The 23,854-nt window shown below is 56.8% G+C and carries 19 protein-coding genes; 6 read left to right on the top strand and 13 right to left on the bottom strand.

Going from position 1 to position 23,854, the window contains the following annotated elements:
• A partial coding sequence (locus QN399_RS20590) for a hypothetical protein (RefSeq protein WP_330201532.1) occupies nucleotides 1-581 on the top strand: 581 nt, incomplete at its 5' end.
• 754 nt (nucleotides 582-1,335) lie between these two features.
• On the top strand, nucleotides 1,336-2,511 hold the full coding sequence (locus QN399_RS20585) for a glycosyltransferase family 1 protein (protein WP_330201531.1): 1,176 nt from the start codon (nucleotides 1,336-1,338) through the stop codon (nucleotides 2,509-2,511).
• A gap of 86 nt (nucleotides 2,512-2,597) precedes the next feature.
• On the opposite strand, the gene QN399_RS20580 is transcribed toward QN399_RS20585, so the two are convergent.
• The 4 genes from QN399_RS20580 to QN399_RS20565 all read right to left on the bottom strand — a co-directional run bounded on the left by QN399_RS20580 (nucleotide 2,598) and on the right by QN399_RS20565 (nucleotide 5,597).
• Nucleotides 2,598-3,701 (bottom strand): NADH:flavin oxidoreductase, encoded by a 1,104-nt coding sequence (locus tag QN399_RS20580; protein WP_330201530.1) that lies wholly within the window; start codon nucleotides 3,699-3,701, stop codon nucleotides 2,598-2,600.
• Nucleotides 3,702-3,718: 17 nt separating this feature from the next.
• Nucleotides 3,719-4,342, bottom strand: coding sequence for a TetR family transcriptional regulator C-terminal domain-containing protein (locus QN399_RS20575; protein ID WP_322177964.1), 624 nt, complete (start codon nucleotides 4,340-4,342; stop codon nucleotides 3,719-3,721).
• A 165-nt stretch (nucleotides 4,343-4,507) separates the two neighbouring features.
• The gene (locus QN399_RS20570) at nucleotides 4,508-4,990 is read right to left on the bottom strand and encodes a glutathione peroxidase (protein ID WP_322177963.1); all 483 of its coding nucleotides are present in this window, start codon (nucleotides 4,988-4,990) and stop codon (nucleotides 4,508-4,510) included.
• A gap of 121 nt (nucleotides 4,991-5,111) precedes the next feature.
• Nucleotides 5,112-5,597, bottom strand: coding sequence for a peptidylprolyl isomerase (locus QN399_RS20565; RefSeq protein ID WP_322177962.1), 486 nt, complete (start codon nucleotides 5,595-5,597; stop codon nucleotides 5,112-5,114).
• Between the two features lie 13 nt (nucleotides 5,598-5,610).
• On the opposite strand from QN399_RS20565, the gene QN399_RS20560 reads away from it, so the two are divergent.
• The 3 genes from QN399_RS20560 to QN399_RS20550 all read left to right on the top strand — a co-directional run bounded on the left by QN399_RS20560 (nucleotide 5,611) and on the right by QN399_RS20550 (nucleotide 9,079).
• Nucleotides 5,611-5,925, top strand: a complete 315-nt coding sequence (locus QN399_RS20560; protein ID WP_322183028.1) for a DUF3565 domain-containing protein — start codon at nucleotides 5,611-5,613, stop codon at nucleotides 5,923-5,925.
• 95 nt (nucleotides 5,926-6,020) lie between these two features.
• Complete coding sequence (pta, locus tag QN399_RS20555) at nucleotides 6,021-8,111, top strand: phosphate acetyltransferase (RefSeq protein WP_322177961.1); 2,091 nt, start codon at nucleotides 6,021-6,023, stop codon at nucleotides 8,109-8,111.
• A 62-nt stretch (nucleotides 8,112-8,173) separates the two neighbouring features.
• A complete protein-coding gene (locus QN399_RS20550; protein WP_330201529.1) occupies nucleotides 8,174-9,079 on the top strand; it encodes an acyltransferase in 906 nt (301 codons plus the stop codon).
• Nucleotides 9,080-9,149: 70 nt separating this feature from the next.
• On the opposite strand, the gene QN399_RS20545 is transcribed toward QN399_RS20550, so the two are convergent.
• Together QN399_RS20545 and QN399_RS20540 are read right to left on the bottom strand one after the other, a co-directional pair.
• Nucleotides 9,150-9,857, bottom strand: coding sequence for an OmpA family protein (locus tag QN399_RS20545; RefSeq protein WP_322177959.1), 708 nt, complete (start codon nucleotides 9,855-9,857; stop codon nucleotides 9,150-9,152).
• A gap of 136 nt (nucleotides 9,858-9,993) precedes the next feature.
• Nucleotides 9,994-10,638 carry an MBL fold metallo-hydrolase gene (locus QN399_RS20540; protein WP_322177958.1) on the bottom strand — a complete coding sequence of 215 codons (645 nt, stop codon included), beginning with the start codon at nucleotides 10,636-10,638 and terminating at the stop codon, nucleotides 9,994-9,996.
• 513 nt (nucleotides 10,639-11,151) lie between these two features.
• On the opposite strand from QN399_RS20540, the gene QN399_RS20535 reads away from it, so the two are divergent.
• Nucleotides 11,152-12,396, top strand: a complete 1,245-nt coding sequence (locus QN399_RS20535) for an HD-GYP domain-containing protein (RefSeq protein ID WP_322177957.1) — start codon at nucleotides 11,152-11,154, stop codon at nucleotides 12,394-12,396.
• Nucleotides 12,397-12,407: 11 nt separating this feature from the next.
• On the opposite strand, the gene QN399_RS20530 is transcribed toward QN399_RS20535, so the two are convergent.
• The 7 genes from QN399_RS20530 to QN399_RS20500 form a co-directional block, all read right to left on the bottom strand.
• Nucleotides 12,408-13,613, bottom strand: a complete 1,206-nt coding sequence (locus QN399_RS20530) for an MFS transporter (protein WP_330201528.1) — start codon at nucleotides 13,611-13,613, stop codon at nucleotides 12,408-12,410.
• 126 nt (nucleotides 13,614-13,739) lie between these two features.
• The gene (locus tag QN399_RS20525; protein ID WP_330201527.1) at nucleotides 13,740-16,481 is read right to left on the bottom strand and encodes a LuxR C-terminal-related transcriptional regulator; all 2,742 of its coding nucleotides are present in this window, start codon (nucleotides 16,479-16,481) and stop codon (nucleotides 13,740-13,742) included.
• 201 nt (nucleotides 16,482-16,682) lie between these two features.
• Nucleotides 16,683-18,089 (bottom strand): DUF1329 domain-containing protein, encoded by a 1,407-nt coding sequence (locus tag QN399_RS20520; protein WP_322278404.1) that lies wholly within the window; start codon nucleotides 18,087-18,089, stop codon nucleotides 16,683-16,685.
• A 32-nt stretch (nucleotides 18,090-18,121) separates the two neighbouring features.
• Complete coding sequence (locus QN399_RS20515) at nucleotides 18,122-20,044, bottom strand: DUF1302 domain-containing protein (protein ID WP_322177953.1); 1,923 nt, start codon at nucleotides 20,042-20,044, stop codon at nucleotides 18,122-18,124.
• Between the two features lie 333 nt (nucleotides 20,045-20,377).
• Nucleotides 20,378-22,060 carry a fatty acid--CoA ligase gene (locus QN399_RS20510; protein ID WP_322177952.1) on the bottom strand — a complete coding sequence of 561 codons (1,683 nt, stop codon included), beginning with the start codon at nucleotides 22,058-22,060 and terminating at the stop codon, nucleotides 20,378-20,380.
• Between the two features lie 183 nt (nucleotides 22,061-22,243).
• Nucleotides 22,244-22,873, bottom strand: coding sequence for a LysE family transporter (locus tag QN399_RS20505; RefSeq protein WP_322278403.1), 630 nt, complete (start codon nucleotides 22,871-22,873; stop codon nucleotides 22,244-22,246).
• A gap of 159 nt (nucleotides 22,874-23,032) precedes the next feature.
• Entirely contained in the window at nucleotides 23,033-23,797 is a 765-nt protein-coding gene (locus QN399_RS20500) for an ABC transporter ATP-binding protein (protein WP_322177950.1), read from the bottom strand.
• Nucleotides 23,798-23,854: the final 57 nt, after the last annotated feature.

Here is a 23,854-nt window from a genome sequence, read left to right as displayed (position 1 = left end):
GGCTCCAGAGAGAGATCGGGAGCACAGCGTCAGGCATTAGCCGACGGCTTGGAATGTGTGCTTTATGGCGCGCTTACGAAACAACTCGACCAGAAGCTAAGGACGCAACGTCGTTGCGGACCCTCGATAGCGCAGGCAAGTCATTCATGCAGAATTTTAACGAGGCAGTCACAGCGTCCGAAACGCACAAAGAACACACTAAAAGTGCTAAAAGCGTATCGTTCAGAAGTTTTCTGTTGGACAGAGCCAACAACGACCCACAAGAGGCTGCACAGCTGGCTCATAGCTATGCCTACAATTCTCTCAACGGAGAAATGCATGATCTTACTGACTACCCTATTATTCGATATAGCTCGACCGGCGAAATTGTGACTGATACCACAACCTCATATTTTGAGAGAACAATGCTCTCAATGAGAAAAGAGCGGGTTGAACTGTATGAAACAGAACAAGCAAAGGGCACACCTCCAGTAACAATCCTGGAGAAAATACTGAATTTCAATAATGGATTGCCACAAAAGTTTCGTGAAATGGCAAACTGGCAAACTCTGCGCCCAGGGTTTATCACGCGAACAGCATAACACAATAGCTGACCGGCGCTCCTGTTATTAAAGTCGTCAGTGGAACCCGTCCTCTGCCGAGAAATATCTTTGCAGTGATCAGCACCATGACACAGATACACAGAGAGTCCTCTCGGCCAACCTACAACGCCACAATTCCAAGTGACATTTTATATTTTTCCGTTCGCCGCCGGCGAGCCAGAAACAGGCACATTAGCCGTGTACAGATAACCTTCAGAGTGAACAGTTGGCAACACAGTTGATGGCTGATAACTGCTAGCCACTGCCATCTGTGAGCACGTTAAAAGTGCCGTAACCATTCCTAGGGCCGCAAGAGTCCCGCTCAACTTTTTAGAGTTAAATTCCATGTGATACTTTCTGAAAATTATTGATGGGCGGCAAAACCTCAAAAGCCTGAAGTTAATAGCCCTGTGTACCGAGACCCAACACTGCAACAAGAGCATTGAAACTCGACAAACCTCACGTTACTTAGAAAGCATTCAGCGGCAACATGAAACCCACTGAAATAGTGACTTAAAGAAACGTCCTACATAACTATAAGACCGACACTTAAATAAAAGACCCGTTAGCAAATAACTACTATGCCCCGCCTCCAATCTGATATTAACCACCTGAACCCGGCACGCCCCGTTCAATAATATTTAATCAAATTAAACTGATAAAACGCGCGAGCAGCAACTGCCCGCCCATCACCGTCACAAATCCATCATCAAATCACCACATAAGCGACATGCCCTCAGCCGAGACTGACGTCATGAGCACGATCTTGCATGTCACCCTGATTACCGAAACCTTCCCGCCAGAGATCAATGGCGTGGCCAATACCCTTGGTCGGTTGTGCGACGGCCTGCGTCTGCGCGGTCACCGTGTCGAGTTGATACGTCCGCGCCAGAGTGAAGATGCAGGGCTTGTCGCCGCAGACGATCTGATGCTGTGCCGTGGCTGGCCGATTCCGGGATATCCCGGGTTGCAATGGGGGCAATCATCAATGCACAAGCTGTTGCGGCGCTGGACGCGGCAACGCCCGGATGTGCTGTACATCGCCACCGAAGGGCCGCTGGGATTGTCCGCATTGCGCGCGGCAAGGCGCTTGGGAATTGCCGTGGTCAGTGGTTTTCACACCAACTTCCAGCAGTACACTCACGAATACGGGTTCGGGTTTGTCACCCGCCTGCTGACGCATTACTTGCGCTGGTTTCACAATCGCTCACAGATCACCGTCGTGCCCAGCCTGAGCCAGAAAATGGAGCTGGAGCGTCGTGGTTTTGAGCGGGTTGAACTGCTGTCGCGGGGCGTCGACAGTCAGTTGTTTCATCCATCGAAGCGCTCGGCGGCGCTGCGTGAAAGCTGGGGGCTGAGCGTGGACGATATTGCCGTGCTGCATGTGGGCAGGCTCGCTCCCGAGAAAAATCTGGGCCTGCTTAAAACCAGCTTTGACGCCCTGCAAGCGGCACACCCTCGACAAACGCTGAAGTTGATTATCGTCGGCGACGGCCCGCAACGAACGACGCTGGAACAGCAACTGCCGAACGCGATTTTCTGCGGCACGCAACGGGGGGACATACTGGCGACGCACTATGCATCAGGGGATTTGTTTGTATTCCCGAGCCTGACCGAAACCTTTGGCAATGTGGTGCTTGAGGCCTTGGCGTCCGGGCTGGGCGTGATTGCCTATGACCAAGCCGCTGCGGCTCAGCATATTCGTCACGGCCACAATGGTGCACTAGCGATGCCGGGGGATGAGGAAGCGTTTATCGATGCCGCACGTTGGTTGCTCGAAGAAAGCGAAACGCTGCGCAGAGTCCGCTTGAACGCGCGGCAACACGCCAGTCGTCAGGGATGGGCGCCGATTATCGACCTGTTCGAAAGACAATTACGCAGCGCGTGCGCGATGAGCAACAAGGCGTTGCCCATGGGGCAATTATTGTAAGCGCGTGGGGACCGCCCAGTCCTTGCCCGCGATCAGCTTGACGGTGTGTCAGGCATGACGCCATCGCGGGCAAGCGCCTACAGGTTTTAGACCAGCGTCATTAAGGCGTCACGGCTGAACGGCAGGATGTCCTGCTCGCGGCCATCACGCACCTTCACCGCCCAGTCAGGGTCCACCAGTAATGCACGGCCTACCGCGACCAAGTCGAACTCGTCGTTGTTCAAACGCTGCAGCAGGTTGTCCAGGCTCGCCGGTTGCGCGATCTTGTCGGTATTAACCATGAATTGCAGGAACTCGCCATCAAGCCCGACACTGCCCACGGTGATGGTCGGTTTGCCGGTCAGCTTGCGGGTCCAGCCGGCCAGGTTCAGATCAGAGCCTTCAAACTCAGGTTCCCAGAAGCGACGTGTCGAACAATGAAAGATATCTACGCCAGCGTCTGACAGCGGCTTGAGGAATTCGCCCAGCGCTTCCGGCGTCTGCACCAGACGTGCGCTGTAGTCCTGCTGCTTCCACTGCGAGAAACGGAAGATGATCGGAAAATCAGGGCCGACCGCAGCACGCACTGCCTGGATCAACTCGATGGCAAAACGCGAACGGCCGGCCAGATCGCCGCCATATTCATCCGTGCGCTGATTGGTGCCTTCCCAGAAAAACTGATCGACGAGATAACCGTGAGCACCGTGGATTTCAACGCCGTCCATGCCAATCGCCTTGGCGTCCCTGGCGGCCTGAGCGAAGGCGCTAATCACGTCCTGAATGTCTTGTTTGGACATGCCGTGCACCACGACCTGACCGTCTTTGAGTTTTTCCGTTGGCCCGTAACCCGGCACGCTGGCGTCAGGCTCCGTGCCGACGCGGCGAACGCTGCCCACATGCCACAGTTGCGGGACGATTTTGCCGCCTTCGGCATGCACCGCATCCACGACTTTTTTCCAGCCGGCCAACGGCGCTTCACCAAAGAACTGCGGGACGTTCGGGTAACCGTTAGAGGCTTTGTGATTAACCGTCGCACCTTCGGTGATGATCAGACCTACGCCTGCGGCAGCACGCCGGCGGTAATATTCGATGACTTTGGAGTTAGGTACGCCACCAGGGGAAAACGAGCGGGTCATGGGTGCCATGACCACGCGTGACGGCAATTGCAAATGGCCCAGATGAAAGGGTTTGAACAAGGCGTTGACTGGCATGTGACGCTCCTCGGGAATCAATCGGTATCAGTGGGGCCGGGCGCCAACAGACGCTCAAGCTGGTTCAGAAAAACGTCGAGGGAGGCGACACTGCCTCCCACTTTCATGCGCATCAACGCCCCTTCCCAGGCATTGGCGATAAATTCGGCGAGCGCGGCACAGTCCGTATTGCGAGGCAACTCACCGGCCTGACGGGCGGCCGTCAGGCACTCGGCAAGAATCGCCACCGAACGCTCAAGGATCTGTTCCACCTGGCTGGCGATGGGTTGGCAGCCATCCGCCATTTCGAAACTCAAGCTGCCGATAAAGCAGTGATACTCAGGTTTCTCTTGTCGGGAAAAATGCTCGAGCAGGTCGCGGTAGTAACTCAGGACCCGCTCACGCGGGCTCTGCGTCGGGTCTGCCAGCACAGCGGCGTAGCGCTGCAATCGCGGCGCGTACAAATACTCCAGCGCTTGCACGGCAAAGTCTTCTTTGCTGGCGAAGTAGTGATAAAACGAACCCTTGGGAATACCTGCGGCCTGGACAATCTCCAGCACGCCCGTGCCGTGATAACCGCGACGGGTCATCAGGTGGGCGCCTTTGGCGAGGATCAGATCACGCTTGTCGAGTCGAATGGATGTGCTCATGGTGCGAAGCATATGACCGGTCGTCTCGCTTCTGCCAGCACTATTGATTTGGGTGATTTAGCCGTAAAAGTCGGGGGGAGAATAAAGGCAAATAGCGAGGATTCAATGGACAAAACCGGGAGGAGAACAGCTTGCCGGGCGTGCTCGAATGGCAACCCGGCGGGCGAAGCCGGTGGATCAGCTCAGGGCTTTTTCAATAGCCTGAACCACCGCGTGATCTTCTGGAGACGTACTTGGCGAGAACCGCGCGAGGACGCGGCCGTCTTTACCCACCAGGAACTTCTCGAAGTTCCAGGTAATGTCTCCGGGAAATTCGGCACCTTCACCGACCAACAGACGGTACAGCGAATGACGATGAGCGCCGTTCACTTCAAGCTTGCTGCCCAACGGAAATGTCACTCCGTAATTCAGGGTGCAGAACTCTTGAATCTCCGCTTCGGACCCAGGTTCCTGGCCAGCAAATTGATTGCACGGCAGACCCAGCACGCTGAAGCCTTGATCCTTGTACTTTTGATAAAGTTTTTCCAACTCCGCGTATTGCGGTGTCAGACCACACTTGGAGGCGACGTTGACCACCAGCACGACTTTGCCCTTGAAGGGCGCGAGAGGCAATTCCTGGCCATCCAGAGCTTTTAATGTCGTGTCGTGAAAAACACTCATGACGAACTCCCAAATAACTAGCGAACTAAAAAGGCGCCCGTATCAGGCCGTGGAAACGAACCAGTCGTCTTCACATACCTGCCTGGGCGCCTTGCCAGCTAACAGAGCTTAGCAGCACAAATCAATGGTGATGGCCGCCTTCGCCATGCACGTGACCATGAGCGACTTCTTCCTGGCTGGCGTCACGAATTTCAATGATCTTGACCTCGAAATTCAAACGCTGACCCGCCAAAGGATGGTTGCCGTCAACGGTCACATCATCGCCATCCAGATCGCGGATGGTCACGATCTGCATGCTGCCGTCCGGGCCCGACGCGTGGAACTGCATACCCACTTCCAGTTCGTCGACACCTTCGAACATGCTGCGGCTCAGGGTGCTGACCAGTTCGGCCAGGTATTCGCCATAAGCGTCTTCCGGCTCGATGGACACTTTCAGTTCGTCACCGACGCTCTTGCCATCCAGAGCCTTCTCCAGGCCCGGAATGATGTTGCCTGCACCTTGCAGGTAGACCAGCGGCGCGCCGCCGGCGGAACTATCGATGACCTCACCAGCGTCGTTGGTCAGGGTATAGTCAATGGAGACAGCCTTGTTGGCGGCGATCGGCATGGGGCAAGACCTTTTGCTTAAGATTGGAGAACGATCAAGTTTAACCAAGCAATCGCCCGAAAGCGAACGCAACTCTGACGGACGGCCCAGATTGGAAAACCCGACACTTCTTGAGTTTCGCCAGGACGAGGAAGGGCACTGGATTGCCGTGCTTTCCTGCGGCCACACCCAGCATCTACGCCATCAACCGCCATGGCAATCGCGGCCTTGGGTGCTTGATCCAGCGCAACGGCAACAACGAATAGGTAAAAGCTTTAGCTGTGGCTGGTGTGCGCAGAGCCTGGATAGCGATAGTCTTATGCCCAACCAAGGCACCGAGAATCGATAGCGTGCCTGTAATGTACGAAAAAAATCAGTGACGTAAACCGGTATTTTGGCTGGCTGATCCGCGCCGCCCTTGCACTGCTCAATTGAGAAGCCCGCATGCAAACTTTTTTTATCGCCCCCACTGACTTCGGTGTGGGTCTGACTTCCATCAGCCTGGGCCTGGTGCGCACGCTTGAACGTGCAGGGCTCAAGGTCGGCTTTTTCAAACCCATCGCCCAACCTCATCCGGGCGATCTGGGGCCAGAGCGATCCACCGAACTGGTCGCTCGCACCCACGGGCTCAAGCCTCCTAAACCGCTGGGGCTGGCCCATGTCGAACGGATGCTCGGCGATGGCCAGCTAGACGAATTGCTGGAAGAAATCATCCAGTTGTATCAAGAGGCTGCGGTAGGCAAGGACGTGCTGATCGTCGAAGGCATGGTACCTACCCGCCATGCCAGCTACGCCGCGCGGGTCAATCTGCATTTGGCGAAAAGCCTGGATGCAGAAGTGATTCTGGTCTCCGCGCCGGAAAATGAAGTGCTGACCGAGCTGTCCGGGCGGGTCGAATTGCAGGCGCAACTGTTCGGCGGGCCAAAAGACCCGAAAGTCCTCGGCGTAATTTTGAACAAAGTGCGCACCGACGAAAGCATGGAAGCCTTCGCCGCGCGCCTCAAAGAACACTCGCCTTTGTTGCGTAACGGTGATTTCCGCCTACTGGGCTGTATTCCGTTTCAGGCTGACCTGAACGCACCGCGTACCCGCGACGTGGCCGATCTGCTTGGCGCACAGGTACTCAATGCCGGCGATTACGAGCAGCGGCGCATGTCTAAAGTCATCCTCTGCGCGCGCACCGTGCTCAACACCGTATCGCTGCTTAAACCGGGCGTACTCGTGGTAACGCCTGGCGATCGCGATGACATCATCCTCGCCGTCAGCCTTGCAGCGATGAACGGCGTGCCGTTGGCTGGCCTGCTGCTGACCAGCGACACCGTGCCTGATCCACGGATCATGGAACTGTGCCGCGGCGCGCTACAAGCGGGCTTGCCCGTATTGTCCGTGAGCACCGGCTCGTATGACACGGCGAACCAGCTGAACCAACTGAACAAAGAGATCCCTATCGATGACCGCGAGCGCGCGGAAATAATTACCGATTTTGTCGCCGGGCATCTGGACGCGAAGTGGTTGCACCAGCGTTGCGGCACACCTCGGGAAATGCGCCTGTCCCCGGCGGTCTTTCGCTATCAATTGATCCAGCGCGCACAAGCCGCCAACAAGCGTATCGTCCTCCCGGAAGGCAGCGAGCCGTTGACCATCCAGGCGGCGGCCATCTGCCAGGCACGCGGCATCGCCCGTTGCGTGCTGCTGGCCAAGCCAGAAGAAGTCTATGCCGTGGCCCAGGCCCAGGGCATCGAGTTGCCAGCAGGGCTGGAAATTCTCGACCCGGACCTGATCCGGGGACGCTATATCGTACCCATGGTCGAGCTGCGCAAAAGCAAGAGCCTCAACGCGCCGATGGCCGAACAGCAATTGGAAGACACCGTAGTGATCGGCACCATGATGCTGGCGCTCGATGAGGTCGACGGCCTGGTTTCCGGGGTCATCCACTCCACCGCCAATACCATCCGTCCGGCGTTGCAACTGATCAAGACCGCGCCGGGCTGCACCTTGGTGTCGTCCGTATTTTTCATGCTGTTCCCGGAGCAGGTACTGGTCTACGGCGACTGCATCATGAACCCGCACCCCAGCGCCAACGAGTTGGCTGAAATCGCCCTGCAAAGCGCCGATTCGGCAGTGGCTTTCGGCATTGCGCCGAGGGTGGCGATGATCAGTTACTCCAGCGGTGATTCGGCCAGCGGCGAAGAAGTGGAAAAAGTCCGTGAAGCCACGCAACTGGCGCATCGGGCCCAAAGCGACCTTTTGATCGACGGTCCGCTGCAGTACGATGCCGCCGCCAACGAAACCGTCGCTCGCCAACTGGCGCCCAACAGCCCGGTCGCCGGACGTGCCACGGTGTTTGTGTTCCCGGACCTGAATACCGGCAACACCACTTACAAAGCCGTGCAGCGCAGCGCAGATTGCGTCAGCCTCGGCCCGATGCTGCAAGGCCTGCGCAAACCGGTTAACGACCTGCCGCGCGGCGCTCAGGTCGATGACATCGTCTACACCATCGCCCTTACGGCGATTCAGGCTGACAACCTTTCCTGACCCCAATAACAACCGCCGGGAAGTCCGGCGGCACTTGAACTATTTTTGGAGCCCTGCCCCGCATGGACTTTTTGCCTGCCCCATTGCGAGGCGTGATTGCCTCGTTGCTTTTGGCGCTTAACACAATCGTTTGCTGCACACCGTTGTTCGTGGTCGCCATCTTCAAGCTGTGCCTGCCCTTCCCTGCCGCCCAACGCTTGACCGACTGGCTGATGAGCCACATCCACGAAGCCTGGATCAGCAACAACAAAGCCTGGATGAAGCTGGTGCGCAACACCCGCTGGCACCTGAGCGGGCTCGAAGGCCTGGACTATCAACACTCGTACCTGATTACCAGCAACCATCAAAGCTGGGTCGACATCATGGTCCTGCAATACGTACTCAATCGGCGCATCCGTCCGCTGAAGTTCTTTCTCAAGCAGGAGTTGATCTGGGTACCGGTTATTGGCCTGGCCTGGTGGGCGCTGGGTTTTCCGTTCATGAAGCGTTACTCCAAGGCGTACCTGGCCAAACACCCGGAGAAGAAGGGCAAAGACCTGGAAACCACGCAGCGTACTTGCGACAAGTTCCGCAATAACCCGGTGGGTATCTTCAACTTCGTGGAAGGCACGCGGTTCACCGAGAGCAAACACGCCGAGCAGAACTCGCCCTTTCGCCACCTGCTCAAACCCAAAGCGGGCGGCATCGCGTTTGTACTCGACGCCATGGGCGATCAGTTGGAGGCCATCGTCAACGTGACCATTCACTACCCAGGTGGGCGCCCAGGTTACTGGGATCTGCTGTGCGGTAACGTCAGGGAAGTGGTCGCGCATTTCGAAGAAATCAAAATCCCACCGCAGTTCATCGGCAGCAATTATGACCAGGACGGTGAGTACCGCCTGGAATTCCAGCAGTGGATCAACCGATTGTGGGAAGACAAGGATTTACTCCTGGATCGCCTGCACCAGGAATACCCACAAAAGCGTTGATCGCAACCTGACGGCAGGAGCGAGTGAATTCGCTCCTGCCGGGTTAGCGGCAGATATCAAAAATGCTGTCTTACTGCTGCGGCGGCTGCTGGTATTGCTGACCCGGAATAGGCTTCAGGTTAACTTCAACCCGACGGTTCTGCGCCCGGCCATTCACGTCGGCGTTGCTGGCAATCGGCTGATCCGGACCTGCGCCACGTACGGACAGGTGAGAAGGGTCGACGCCTTGCGAAGTCAGGTAAGTACTTACGCTTTGCGCACGCTGCTGGGACAGGTCCATGTTGTGCTGACGACTACCGGTACTGTCGGTGTAGCCCACGATTTCAATCATGTTCTGGTTGAACTGCTTCAAGGAGCCCGCCAGATTATTCAGCGGCGAATAGAAGCTGCTGGCAATGGCTGAAGAGTCCGTGGCGAAGGTGATGTTGCCCGGCATGATCAGCTTGATCTGATCACCCTGACGCTGCACCTCGACCCCGGTATTGGCCATGCTTTTGCGCAACTCGGCTTCTTGCTTGTCAGCGTAATAACCGTAACCGGCAGCACTGGCACCAACAACTGCTGCGCCAATCAGCGCCCCCTTGCCACGGTTATCGTGACTGATCGCCGCACCGGCCAGGGCCCCGGCCAGCGCACCCAGGCCACCGTATTTGGCGGTCTTGCTGACACCACCCGAATTATCAGCCTGTCCTTGATTGTCATAAGGATTAGGTGACGCGCACCCGGACAACAAGGCAACAGCAGTAGCGACAAGAATCAAACGACGCGAGGTGAACATTGAGGAACTCCTGTTTAACTTCCTAGGGCTACTTTTTATGGCCGCTTTCGATAACGCAACGAACGTCAGACGCAGACCGTGCGGCGATTAGAGCCTCACTTCAGGAAAAAATTCCATAATCCCGATGTAACAAATTTCACGCCCGAACGTAAGGATTCTGGCGCATCTCGTCGCCCAAGCGTGTCTCGGGGCCATGACCGGTGATCACCGTTGCCTCTTCGTCCAGGCAGTACAAGCGCTGTTTGATCGAACGAACGATGGTCGCCTGATCGCCACCCCACAAATCCGTACGCCCAATCCCGCGCTTGAACAGCGTGTCACCGGCAATCAACAGCTTGTCGTCGGCAAACCAGAAGCTCATCGAACCGGGTGTATGCCCGGGGGTGTGCAACGCCACGCCGCAACCACACGGCAACGCCTCATCATCGGCCAGCCAACGATCCGGCGGCGGTACCGGCGTATAAGGCACACCGAACATCTGGCACTGCATCTCCAGATTGTCCCAGAGGAACTTGTCCTCCCGATGCAAATGCAACGTCGCCCCAGTCTTCTCCTTCATCAATCCGGACGCCAGAAAATGATCCAGATGCGCATGGGTATGAATAATACTGACCACCCTCAGCCCCAATGCCTCCAGCCGAGCCAGAATCAACTCATGATCGCCACCCGGGTCGACCACGATTGCTTGCTTGGTGATGGGGTCGCCGATGATCGTGCAGTTGCACTGCAAAGGACCGACGGGAAAAGTTTCGCGGATGAGTGACGGTTTGGCGACTTGCATGGGGCCTCCCGGGAGATGGATAGACGTAAGTTTGAATTGTAGAGGCCATGCCGTCGAGCGTCGGTTTTCGCCCTCTCCATACCGAGTTCCTCGCCTACAGGCCCGAGGTTTGCATCCGATTGTCCAAGACGCCAGCACGGGCGGGACCAAGGAAAAAACAGCAGGAAAGCTTGCTGATTTTTTTCCACGGCACACCTGACCCGCGCAGTGGTTACAATTGAAAATCAAAAAATAATCACAGCAACCTGTTGATTTATATCGTATAAATTTAAAGACAAAAAAATAAAGCACGACCACTGTTTAGCTTTGTACGCTTTTTCAGGAAGGGCCAGGCTATAATGGCACTATGCGATCACTGCGAGTCAATCACGCCATCAAGCGCGCTCTAAAGGGTGAAGTAATGTCGACTGTTCACCTGAAAGTATCAGGCGTCGTGACGGGTTTTGTTTTCGCGGTCACAAGAATAAAGCCAGCTTACTTGCAGGAAGGCTTGGCTGTACTGAGAAACTGGCGATGCTGAAAAAAATCCCCACCTCTGAACTTGCCCTTGGCATGTACATCCATAAATTCTGTGGTGCATGGGTTGCGCATCCCTTTTGGAAAGGCAGCTTTGAACTCAAAGATGCTCTGGATATTGTACGGATCCAGCAGTCGGCTATTACAGAAGTGTGGGTGGATACCGGCAAGGGTCATCCTCCTGTCACTGACGATAATCCTCAACAGTTCGAGGCGCCTTTCCTTCCGCCCTCTCCACCCATTCCCTTCGTACAGCCCGCGACCATCCCCTCCAGGGTCAGTCTGGATGAAGAGCTGTCCCAGGCCTTAAAGATCTGTGTGCGAGCCAAAGAAGCCGTCGTAAAAATGTTCAGTGACGCAAGACTGGGCCAGGCTATAAAAGTGGAGGATGGCGCTTTTTTGGTGGATGAAATAACCAACTCCATACTTCGCCATCCCCATGCGCTTATCAGTCTGGCGCGCTTGAAAACGTCTGACGACTACACCTACATGCACTCCGTGGCCGTGTGTATATTGATGATTGCGCTGGCCCGACAACTGCAGATGAACGAGGAGCAAGTCCGTGAAGCAGGGATGGCCGGCCTCATGCACGATGTCGGCAAGATGATGATCTCAAGCGCCATCCTCGATAAGGCCGGAAAGCTGACACCCGAGGAGTTCAAACTCGTCCAGAGCCACCCGGAAGAGGGGCTGAAAATTCTGGAGAGGAGCGAGGACGTCAGCACTCACGTGCTTGACGTATGCTTGCATCACCACGAAAAAATCAACGGTTTGGGTTACCCACATGGCCTGGCTGGGGACCAGATCAGTCTGTTTGCCCGAATGGGCGCGGTGTGCGACGTGTATGACGCAGTGACGTCCGAGCGCTCGTATAAAAAGGGCTGGGGTCCTGCACACTCCATTCGCGAAATGGCCTCCTGGAAAGGGCATTTCGATGAAATAGTTTTCCAGAGCTTTGTTAAAACCATCGGCATTTACCCCATTGGCGCTTTAGTCAGCCTGCAAAGCGGTCGCATGGGCGTAGTCATTGAGCAGAATGAACAGTCCCTTCTGACCCCCAAAGTTAAAGTATTCCTGTCAACGCGAAGCAAAATGGCGATTCCCCATAAGATCATTGATCTTGCCTGCCTCGAGGAACCAGACAAAATTGTGCAAATCGAGTTGGCTGAGGACTGGGGCATCACCAACGCTGAAGAGCTCTGGTCTGGCCTCTCACTAGCCGAAGGCAACCTGTTCGGTTGACGTCCTGAACGCTAAGAAGCTCCAATGCGTTTCGGCAGGTTCACGGCATTTTGAGGGGCGCTCAGACGCGCGATTGTCGAATAGTGAAGCAAGAACACTGTCCCGCCCACCAACGCGCAGATCCACCACAGTGTCGGTCCACCGTAGGCTCCGTATAACCAGGCACCGACGCTGGGACCATAAAGCGAGTGCCCCAGCCAGCCGGCACTGAATATCCCCAGGTACTTACCTCGTTGACGATGCTGAGAGCGTTCTAGCACCGCCAACGTCCACGCGGGAGTCAAAAGCAGCTCTGCCGCCGTGATTGTCAGCATAGTCACGATGGTCCAGCCGATATGACTGCCTGCATTAAGAAACAAAAAAGCACAACTGAGCAGACAAGCGCCAAGCCGCGAGGCGATGACCACCCCGTGACGCTCAATCCACCGCGTTACCGGCATCTGCAGCAAGACCACCAGCAACGCATTCATGGAAAAAAGATAAGCAATCCATTCTGGGCCAGCGGCAGCGTGCTCGCGTAAAAAAAGTCCAAACGTGCCGTACATTTGATCGAACACACCCAGCGCCAACAACTGCCCCACGATGAACACCAGAAATAGTCGATCTTTCCAGGGCGAGCCTTTTAATGCCAAGACCTCCCGCTGAAGGTCGCTGGTCGCCACCTCGACATGCAATCGAACTCGGCCTGCATGTTTCAAGGCGTAGCCCACCAGACACACGCTGCCGAGCACATTCAACGCCCCCTGGAAAAGAAATACGTAGCCATACCCTAGACTGACCAGTGCACCCGCCATGACGCCCGCCAAGGCAACACCCAGATTGAACACAACCCGATGTAAACCCTGCACACGGATCTGCAACTGCTTCGGGCTGGCGTCCATGATCAACCGTAAATTGGCGGGACGGAACGCACCATCGAAAAGCCCCACCAAGGGCACTACCAAAAACAGCAAGGCCAAAGGCAAATGCAGGGCAAGCGCAGCGGCAAGCAGGCCGCTGAACAGCAACGAAATACCCGCGACCCACTGGCAATCAATATATTCAGATAACACACCGCCTGAGTAAGCACCCACTATGCATCCAGCACCGTAGGCCGCCATGAGTAAGGCAATCACAGTGAAGTCAAACCCATACGCCTCGTAAAAAAACAAAGGCATGAAGAGCTTGACGATACCGCCTGCGCTATTGCACAGGGTCGCCAAAAGTTGGAGTTGCACGACTCGGGGTAGGGCTCGGAACATATTCTTCAACGGGTTAATTAACGCCTGCGCAATGGTACGACTCCGGCACGCACTCCAAAGGGGTGGAACACACCCTTAAGTGCTTGCAACGCCAAGTTGCCCTCACCCCAACAACCCCATCTCCTTCGCCCGTGCCACCGCTTGCGTTCGCCGTTCGACCCCCAGTTTGCTGTTGATGTGGCTGGCGTGGGTTTTTACGGTGTGCAGGGAGATGAACAGCTGTTCGCTGATTTGCTGATTGGAGCAGCCCTGAGCGATGAGTTGGAGCACGGCGAGTTCGCGGGCGCTGAGTTGTTCTGCGCAGTGCAGAGGTTCGCTGGGTTCGCGCAAAGCAACTGCGGGCGGCAACAGTTCCAGTAGCGAATCGCGAACCGCACCCGGTGCGCTTTGCAGCAGTTGTTCTCGCAACCAATCGGGATGCCCGCTCACCAGCCAGTGGAAAGGCAGAAGTGCGCCACCGGTGGCTGCTTGCAAGCTACGGGTGAACAGTGTTCGCGCCTGTGCTTCGCGCGCAGTGCCCAACAGCGGTAGGATTTGCTGGGTCAGTGCGGCGACATAAATAGAGTGGGCACCGGCATTGTGTGCCTGTTGTTCGAGGGCGAGCAGGCGTTGCTCGGATTCGGGCCGCAGCCCTTGGATGCGTTCGAGCACTGCGCGCTGTAATTCGATGTGTTGCGGCAGTTGCGGGTGACACTCCGGTGCGGCAGCGGCCTGATCACCGCCATAGGTTTGCGCCAACCGCACCAACCAGGCGTCGGCGAGGTCGATGCGGCCTTGCAACAACCACAGCTCACATTTGACCAGAGTGATCATGGCCAGGTAGTAGATTGGCGGCACGTCCCAGATGTGCATCAAGCGCTCGGCCTCGCCCAACTCGGCAAAGGCCTCGGCAAAACGGCCGTCGCGCCCGTCTAGCCCTGCGATCACACAGTGGCCGATCAATACGCTGATATCACGACAGGCTCGCGCTTCAGACAACCCGGCCAACAGCCGCGCACGCCCCGCTTCAGGCTGCATGCGCATCGTCAGCAGATAGCCTTCATACAGTGTCAGCCGCGCACGAACAGCATAGAGCCGTTGGGCTGGCAAACCCTTGAGCCGCTCCTGGCCCTGGTGGACTTCGTCCAGCGCACGCAATACCTCGCCACGCGCCTGCAACACCCGCGCCCGATCATAATGGGCAAGGGCTTCAAATAACGGATTGGCGACCCGTTGCGCCAGCTCAAGCGCCTCGCGATTGAGTACCCGGGCGCGCAAGGGGTCACCCTCGGCAATGGCCAGATTAGCCAGCGTCGACAGGCACGTCAGCCGTTGACCGTAACGTTTATGCGGCAGGCTGAGCAGCGCTTCGTTGCAATAGAGCCGGGCCTTGGCACTGTCGCCACGCCCTCGGGCAATAATCCCGCTGAGCGCCAGCCACTGGGCGAGCATGGATTTTTGCGCTGTCGCCGAGGGCGCGGGCAGAAAGCGACTCAAGTGGCTGGCCAACTCTTCAGCGGCATCCAGCTGGCACGCCAGGCCCAGCGCCCAGCTATAGAGCACGATCAAGCGTGGCGTGCTGATCAGCAAACTGTCAGGCAAGTCCATTTTCCAACGCAGCAGCATCCCGACATTCTGCTCGGCCAGCAGTTGCTCTTCGGAAAGGTTCTGCACCAGATTGGCAGCGACATCCAGATGCCCCGCACGCAAGGCTTGTTCGACGGCCTCGTCGAGCAGACCCTGGTCGCTGAACCATCGACAGGCATTCAGGTGCAGGCGGGGTTGCTGCGGGCCGGTCTCGGCGCCGGGCCGGGTGCGCAACAAGTCGGAAAACAAATGGTGATAACGAAACCAGCGGCCATGCTCATCCAGCGGCACCAGGAAGACCTGATGCGCTTGCAGATAACGCAGCATTTCGGCGCTGTCATACGTTTCGCGAGCGGCATCGCACAGCTCGCTGCAAAAACGCTCCAGGCAGGCGGTATCGTACAAAAACGCCTGAACATCGGTCGGTAGAAAGTCGATCACCTCTTCGAGCAGGTAATCGCGAATCAGCCCTTCCCCGCCATGCAGCGCTTGTGGCAGCGCATTGTCACTGCCCGCTTCAGACGCGGCCAGCAGCCAGAAGCGCAACCCGGCCACCCAACCCTCGCTGCGCAGAATCAGACTTTGCAGCGCTTCACTGTCCAGCGAATTCGAGTGCTGTTCAAGCACCGCCACCGACTCGGCGTTGGTCAGGCGCAAATCCTGCTCATTGAGCTCAAGCAGTTGGCGCGACAGTCGCAGCCGTGCCAGGTGCCAGTTCGGACGCTGACGGCTGGTGACCATCACGATCAGCCCGGCGGGTAAGTGATTGAGGAAAAACTGCAGGCAGCGGTCGAGCACCGGCCCCTGAGCGAGATGGTAATCGTCCAACACCAGCAGCAGTGGCTTGCTCAGCATCAGGTGCGTGGTCAGCTCGTCAAGCAGGCCATCAAGCCACTCTTCGAATGCAAAGGGTTGATGGCGTTGGCGCATCTTCAACAAACCCAGCGCCTGGGTACCCAGCTGTGGGAAAAATTGTTGCAGACCGGCAAGCAGACGCTCAAGAAAGCGCCCCGGATCACTGTCGCGATGACTCAGCCCCAGCCACAGGCTTTGCCACTGAGCCGGCAGGCTCTGACAAAACTCTACCGCCAGCGAACTCTTGCCAAAACCTGCCGGGGCGCAGACCAACAACAGCCGCCCCGCCAGGCCTGCACTCAAGCGCTCACATAAACGTGGACGCAGTACATAACCTTCGGGCAACGGTGGTCGAAAGAAACGGCCTTCCAGCGCGGTAACCGCGTGGCTGTCAAACCCTTGCAGACGGGACAAATCAGTCATAGCCGGCTCTTATTAAAGTGCTGTTATCGGCATTGCAGATGTCCGCAGACTAGCGGGTACGTCGGTCCTTTTGAAGGAATTTGGCGCATTTTTAGAAAAAGATTACAACAACCTGCATCGCTCCCCGTGAACATAGGGGCTCTCAATAGAAAACGCCCCGAACAGTCGGGGCGTTTTCAGTGTGCGTTTAGCGATGAATCGTTACCGTACGCCAGACTGGCGCAAGGCCGAAGGAGAGAAATCGCTGACGCTCGCCTCGAACTTGAAGTTATAAGCTGCTTTCTCTTCGTTCTTCATACCGAGCGCCAGGTAACGGCCCGATTGCAGATCGTAGAGGGTTTCCAGGGTGTACCACGGCACTTGTACGTTGTAGTAGTTCTGGGAGTGAGCTTCAGCCACACGCCACAGTTGACCACGACCGTCGTAGTGATCGATCACCGCTGCCTGCCAGGTGTCTTCATCGATGAAGAAGTCACGTTTGGCATAGATGTGGCGCTGGCCTTCCTTCAAGGTAGCGGTCACGTGCCAGACACGACGCAGTTCATAGCGCGCCAGATCCTGGTTGATATGACCGGCCTTGATGATGTCGGCATATTTAAGGGTCGGATCATCGAGCTTATAGCTGTCAGAGGCGATGTACATTTCCTGCTTGCCGATCAGTTTCCAGTCGTAACGATCAGGTGCGCCGTTGTACATGTCCAGGTTGTCCGAGGTGCGCAGACCATCTGCTGCGGTACCCGGCCCGTCATAAGACACTTGTGGCGCGCGACGTACGCGACGTTGACCGGCGTTGTACACCCAGGCCATACGCGGTTCTTTTACCTGATCGAGGGTTTCGTGCACCAGCAGTACCCCACCGGCCAGACGTGCGGGCGCGGTTACTTCCTGCTTGAAGTAGAAAAGGATGTTGCTGGTGTCACCGGTTTTCTCATCTTCATCGCCAGACTTGGCTTTCGCATCGTCTGCACCGGATTTTTTCACGTTATCGCGAAAAACGAACTGATCCTTGAAGTAAACCAGGTTGTAGGAGCCATTGGCCTGCGGCGTGGCCTGGGTCACCAGACGCTGAACGCTGCCACCGCGATAACGGGTGATATGGTTCCAGATCACCTCAGAACCGTTTTGCGGGATCGGGAATGGAATCGCCGTCTTGAAGTTCTCAAGGCCGTTACCACCCGCGACCAGTTTGGTCTTGGTCGCGTTGCCTTTGATCGCTGCGAACACGTCATCAGGCACCGTCGCGCCACGATGGGACGGGAAGACCTTCATTTTGAAAGTCTCCGGATAGCGCTTGAACATCGCTATTTGCCCTGGCGCCAGCTTGTCTTTGTACTGATCGACGTTTTGCGCGGTGATCACAAACAGCGGTTGTTCCTGAGCATAGGGGTCAGCAAGGAAACCCTTGCTGTCCACAGCGCCAGCATTTTTTGGCAGCGGGCTCCATGCAGGGATCGTCCCTGCGGCGTTACCGGCCTTTTCGGCGCCCATCGGCGTCAAGGTTGTACCCAGTTTGGCGGCCTCGGATTCCGACACAGCAGCCATCACCCCGGTCGCCAGCAATGACAGACCCAGTACACCGACTTGTAACAGACCCTTTGTCATTTTCATGTTCATAGTCGTCCTGAAAAAAAACCGTATTCTTAGAAGTTCATGCCAACGCTGAGCGCAACAAAATCGCGGTCATCCACAGTGGTGTACTTGCCGTCGAAGAAGTTGGTGTACGAAAGGTTCGCGGTGTAGGTGTTCTGGTATTCGGCATCCAGGCCCAGGCTGATAGCCTTGCGCCCTTCTTCGAAGTTGCCACCAGGACCCGGCGAGTAGCCAGAGACGTCATGCGACCAGGCAATGCTTGGCTTGAGGTTGATACCTGCAAACACACTGTTGTAATCCCAGATCGCACGAGCACGATAGCCCCAGGAGTCAGCCGTGGTGAAGCCATCGTTTTCGCAATAACGCGAGACGTTGTTCTGGGCTGCGCCGGCCAGGGTGCTGGCGTTGAGCGTGGCGCACTGACCATTAGGCAGGGGACCTGGGCCGTAGCTCGGGTCGCGGCCGTAACGGATTTTCGAGGTACTTTCCAGCCCACCGACGTGAGTCCAGCCGACTTCGCCCACGACAGTCAGTCGCTCGGCGCCCATCACCTGATCGAAGAACTGGGTGAAGGTGGTCTGGAACTGGGTAACTTCCTTGCGGCGATAACCCGACTGGTCAGTACCCGGCTTGCCTTGCAGCATCGATACGTTCGGGTTCAACGGCGTAAGACCGGAGTACAGGATATCGGTGGTGTTGAGTTGCACCGGCGCGTTCGGACGGTAGCTGACCTCACCACTCCACGCCGTACCGGTAGGCAGGGTGGTAGAGAAGCTCAGGCCGTACAGACGAATGTCTTCCGGGTATTCAACGTAATAGCTGGAGTTGCCGGCCACGACCAACGGCAGCAGGGTCGGCGCCAAAGCCGCAGCAGTCCGTAGCGGTACGCCATTGCGAGCCAGCGAACCAACCAGGTTGGCTGGACTATAAGCGCTGGCCGGGGCGCCTTGGCCACTGAAGATCGGGTTGCGGCTGTGGTAATTCATGAAATAGGCACCGAACTCGGTGTCCAGTGGATCGAACATGTAGTGCGTGGCCAGGCCGAACTGGCCGCTGTCGCGGGCGTCACGGTCAGGACCACGACGCACGATTACGCCTTCATCCGGGTTGCCGAAGGTAACGCCCTGGGCCGCCAAGCTATTTGACACAGGTGAACGCAAACTGGCTGGCAACGCGCTATTTAGACCATTTTTGGTTTTCAACACGGCCAGGTTGTTGTTGCAGCCGTCGGCGATCACGTCCGGTTGCGAGAAGAAGGTGCCGCAGTTATCGACAACCGTCTGGTCCCATCCAATTTGATAAAAGCCCTCGGCCGAGAGGTTCTCGGTGATGTTTTGCGAGAGGTAGAACATGTTGACCGGAATCAAGCCTTCCTTGATTTCCGCGCCGGGACGGCGGAAGGCTGACACGTCGACCGGGTTGATGCTGTTGATACCGCCCTGGATGAAGGTACTTTCACCCCAACTGACGACTTGCTTACCCAACCGCACGGAACCTGGTTCATCCCCAATGGAGTAGTTGTGGTAGACGAACGCATCAAGCAGCTCGGCGCCCGACGATTTCGCGGCTTCCTTGCGGCCGCTGTCGCTGATGTTCTTGAAATTGAGATCATCGTCCTTAAGCTTAAAGTCATACCAGTACTTGCCCCGGAGAAACACACCGGTGTCGCCGTATTTCAACTCAAGATCGTGAATGCCCTTGAAGATCTTCGAGAACGTTTCCCCGCTCTTGAAATTCAAATGGCCATCATCGGAGGTCTGCGACAGGCCGTGGCCGCCGTTATTGGAACCGATGAGATTCTTGTTGGGATTCTGCGTAGACCAACTGGCGCCTATCGAAAGCGACGAGTCGAACTGACCTTCGATTTCACCGATGTTGAAACTTACGCCAAATGCCGGACCGGCGAGCGTAGAGGCGAGGCTGACGGCCAGAGGCAATTTCGCCCGGCGCCAGAACTGGTTAACTGATGTCATCGACGCTACTCCATGTGCTTTTATTGTTATGGCAGTGGGCTTTTCCGGGACCGGCTCAAGTGCTCTTGAGTGTTAACGCCATCGGGCAGCCTGGAAGGCTGCGATACGAGGGGGCGTTATAGCCGCTCTTACTAAGACCCTGTGCCGACTATAGCCAGCAGGTACGGGCACTTGATCCCTCTAAAGTGTGATTTACAGCGGCAAACCCTCTGGCACGGCTATTTCGACCGACCAGTCACAGCTGGCACCGGGAGAATGGCGTAATTTCAGGATTTGGCAAGACAAGCGCTTGCTTGGGGGCTTGCCGCGCTCAGCGAGCACGGCAAAAGGCACTCAGAGTGTCGAGAGGAAGGTGCTGTTGGTCTTCTGCCACTCGATGATATCCAGGCGGATACGTTTCTTGTCGAGCTTGCCGACACTGGTCTTGGGAATTTCAGTAACAAGGGCAATCTGGCTTGGAATCGCCCACTTATTAATGTGCCCAAGTTCGACAAACGGCTTCAAATGTTCCTTCAGCTCTTTGGCGCCGATGTTGTGCTCTTCGCGTATCACCAATAACGCGAAAGGCCGTTCACCCCATTGCGGATCTACGATACCGACGACTGCTACTTCACGTACCGCTGGATGACGGCTGATCAAATCTTCGAGTGCCAGCGAGGACACCCATTCGCCGCCCGTCTTGATCACGTCCTTGATCCGGTCCCGAATATCGATCACGCCCATGCTGTCCAGCGTCGCGACATCCCCAGTGTGCAGCCAGCCGCCCGCCCACAGCTCGGCGCCTTTTTCCGGCTCGCGGTAATAGCCCTCCGTCAGCCAGGGCGCACGCAGCACCAGTTCGCCCTGAGACTCGCCATCCGCCGGCAGGAAGTTTCCGTCCAGGTCGATGATCGCCGCATCCACCAGCACCCCGGGCACGCCGGCTTTGATCCGATAGGTGATGCGTTCGTCGTCACTGCCGGCCAGCATTTCGTCATTCAAATGTGCGACGGAGATCAGCGGGCAGGTTTCAGACATACCGTAAGCAGCCGTCAACTGAATACCCTTGGCCTTGGCCGCGTCATAGGTCGTACGGTTGAGTGAACTGCCGCCGATGATGATCTTCCAACCGGAGAAGTCCGTGCCCTGAGCTGCTTTGGCGTTGAGCACCATCTGCAGGATGGTCGGTACACAATGGGAGAACGTAACCTTCTCCTTGCGCCATAGCTCAACCAGCAATTCCGGGTCGTAACGACCGGGATAGACCTGCTTGAGCCCGAGCATGGTCGCGGCATAAGGTACGCCCCAGGCATGCACATGGAACATCGGGGTGATCGGCATGTACACGTCATTGGTGCCGAGCAGCCGCACGCTGTCGATACAGCCCATGATCGTCGCCACCCCCATGGTGTGCAGCACCAATTGCCGGTGAGTGAAATACACACCCTTGGGGTTACCCGTGGTACCGGTGGTGTAGAAAGTCGTGGCGACCGAGTTTTCGTCGAAGTCCTCGAACTCATACTGAGTACTCGCAGCCGCCAGCAGGTCCTCGTACTCGCCGATCAGATTGGGCAGATCGGCGGTCTTTTCCGGGGCATCGGTCAGCAGAATAGTGTTCTCGACCGTGGTCAGTTGCCCGGCAATGGCCTGATAGAGCCCCACGAACTCGCTGTTGACCAGCACGAACTTATCTTCGGCGTGGTTCATGGTGTAGAGAATCTGGTCCGGTGACAGGCGCACATTGATGGTGTGGATCACTGCGCCAATCATCGGCACCGCGAACATGCACTCCAGATAACGATGGCTGTCCCAGTCCATCACCGCCACGGTATCCCCGGCCTTGACCCCCGCAGCGGTCAAGACGTTAGCCAGACGGGCAATGCGCTCATTGAGGGTCGGATAGCTGTAACGCAGTTTGTCCCGGTAGACGATCTCGCGAGTTTTTTCGTAACGGCTACCCGACATCAATAGCCGCTTGATCAAAAGAGGGTACTGGTAGGCGCCATCAGCTGGCGGAATGATGCGAGTCTGCAACATAGGAGTCCCTTTTCTGAATGCACATTCTTGGCTTAAAAATATGCACTTTAGAGACCTTGCCAGCCAGCCAAATCAGCCAAAGGGATGATTTGCGGGCGGGCGGGAATGCAGGCGTTGCGCCATCAAGCAGCGATCCGTATCGAGGGATTTTCAGGGGGTACCCAGGCGCAAACAACGCTAAATTCAATTAATCGAGGTAAAGGCCAGTTTCACACCCAGCGCAACCAACACCGCGCCCATTGCCCGATCGAACCAGTGCCCCATCCGTGCAAACCCTGCACGTACGCGCTCCTGGCTGAACAACCGCGCCACCAGACAGAACCAGACGCCCGTCGCGACGGCCAGGTACACGCCATAACCGGCCTGGACCATCAACGGGGTGTGCGGGTTGATGACCACGGTGAACAACGACAGGAAAAACAACGTCGCCTTGGGGTTGAGTCCATTGGTAACGAAACCGCTGGTAAAGGCACCGCGTGCGGTACGTTCGCCCACGGGCAGATTGACGGGTGCATCGGTGGCGCTGGCCGGTTTGGCGCGCAGGGCCTTGATGCCGATGTACAGCAAATACGCGGCCGCCGCCCATTTGAGGGCGTTGAACAATACGATCGACTGCGACACGATCAGACCGATGCCCAGTAACGAATAACCCACATGCACGAAGATCGCGGTGCCGACGCCCATGGCGGTCCAGGTGCCTGCCTTGCGGCCGTGGGTCACGCTTTCGCGCACGACCACGGCGAAGTCCGGGCCGGGACTGGCGACAGCGAGCAGGTGTATCAGGGCAACAGTCAGAAATTCCGTCCAGTACATGGGGCCTCCGTATCGAGCATGTGAGCAATGAGCACTATTGAGTGCTGGCCACATTACGCCTTCGTCCAACCGTGCAAAAGGTACAGTTGGGTGATCGAGTACCCGCACAATCCTTTGCGCCGTGGCGTTCAGGTGTTCGCCGCCCACGGTCAGGCATCTCTAGCCATTAACGGCAGCGCCCCTTCCGCCCAGATAAAAATCATGAATATCTTCACGCTGGGCCAGGAGGTGCGCCGGTCCCTCACTCACCACGTGGCCACTTTCCAGTACGTAGGCGTATTGGGCATAACGTAAAGCGACGTTGATATTCTGTTCGGCGATCAGAAAGCTCACGCCGTCGTGACGATTGAGCTGATCGACGATCTCGAAAATCTCTTCGACAATCTGTGGCGCCAGCCCCATCGAAGGCTCATCCAGTAACACCAGGCGTGGCTCAGCCATCAGCGCACGACCGATGGCGACCATTTGCTGCTCACCACCTGAGGTGTAGCCCGTCAGACTTTTGCGCCGTTCCTTGAGCCGTGGGAAGTAGGCGTAAATGCGCTCAAGACTGGCCTTCAATGCCTGCCGCGACGGTTTGCGCACAAACGCCCCAATCAGTAGATTCTCTTCCACGGTCAGGTGCGCGAAGCAGTGCCTGCCTTCAAGCACTTGCGCCAGACCATTGGCCACCAAATGGCTGGTCGAGCTGCGGGTGATGTTCTGTCCGCGATAGAGAATCTGCCCTTTAACCACCTCCCCACGCTCGGCACTGATCAAGTTGGAAGCAGCTTTGAGGGTTGTGCTCTTGCCCGCGCCATTGGCACCGAGCAAGACCACGACGGCACCTTCGGGCACCTTCAGCGATACGCCCCGAACGGCAAGAATCGCTTTTTCGTACAGGACTTCAATGTTGTCGATTTGCAGGATAGGTGTATCAGCCATGACGCTCTCCAGAGGTGACGAGGCCGAAGCGCATGCAGCCCTCTTCGGCCATAGACG

Origin of the sequence: Pseudomonas sp. 10C3 (assembly GCF_036346185.1) — a bacterium.
GTDB lineage: Bacteria > Pseudomonadota > Gammaproteobacteria > Pseudomonadales > Pseudomonadaceae > Aquipseudomonas.
Note: the sequence above shows the minus strand (reverse complement) of the source record. Positions and strands in the feature narration are given on the sequence as shown.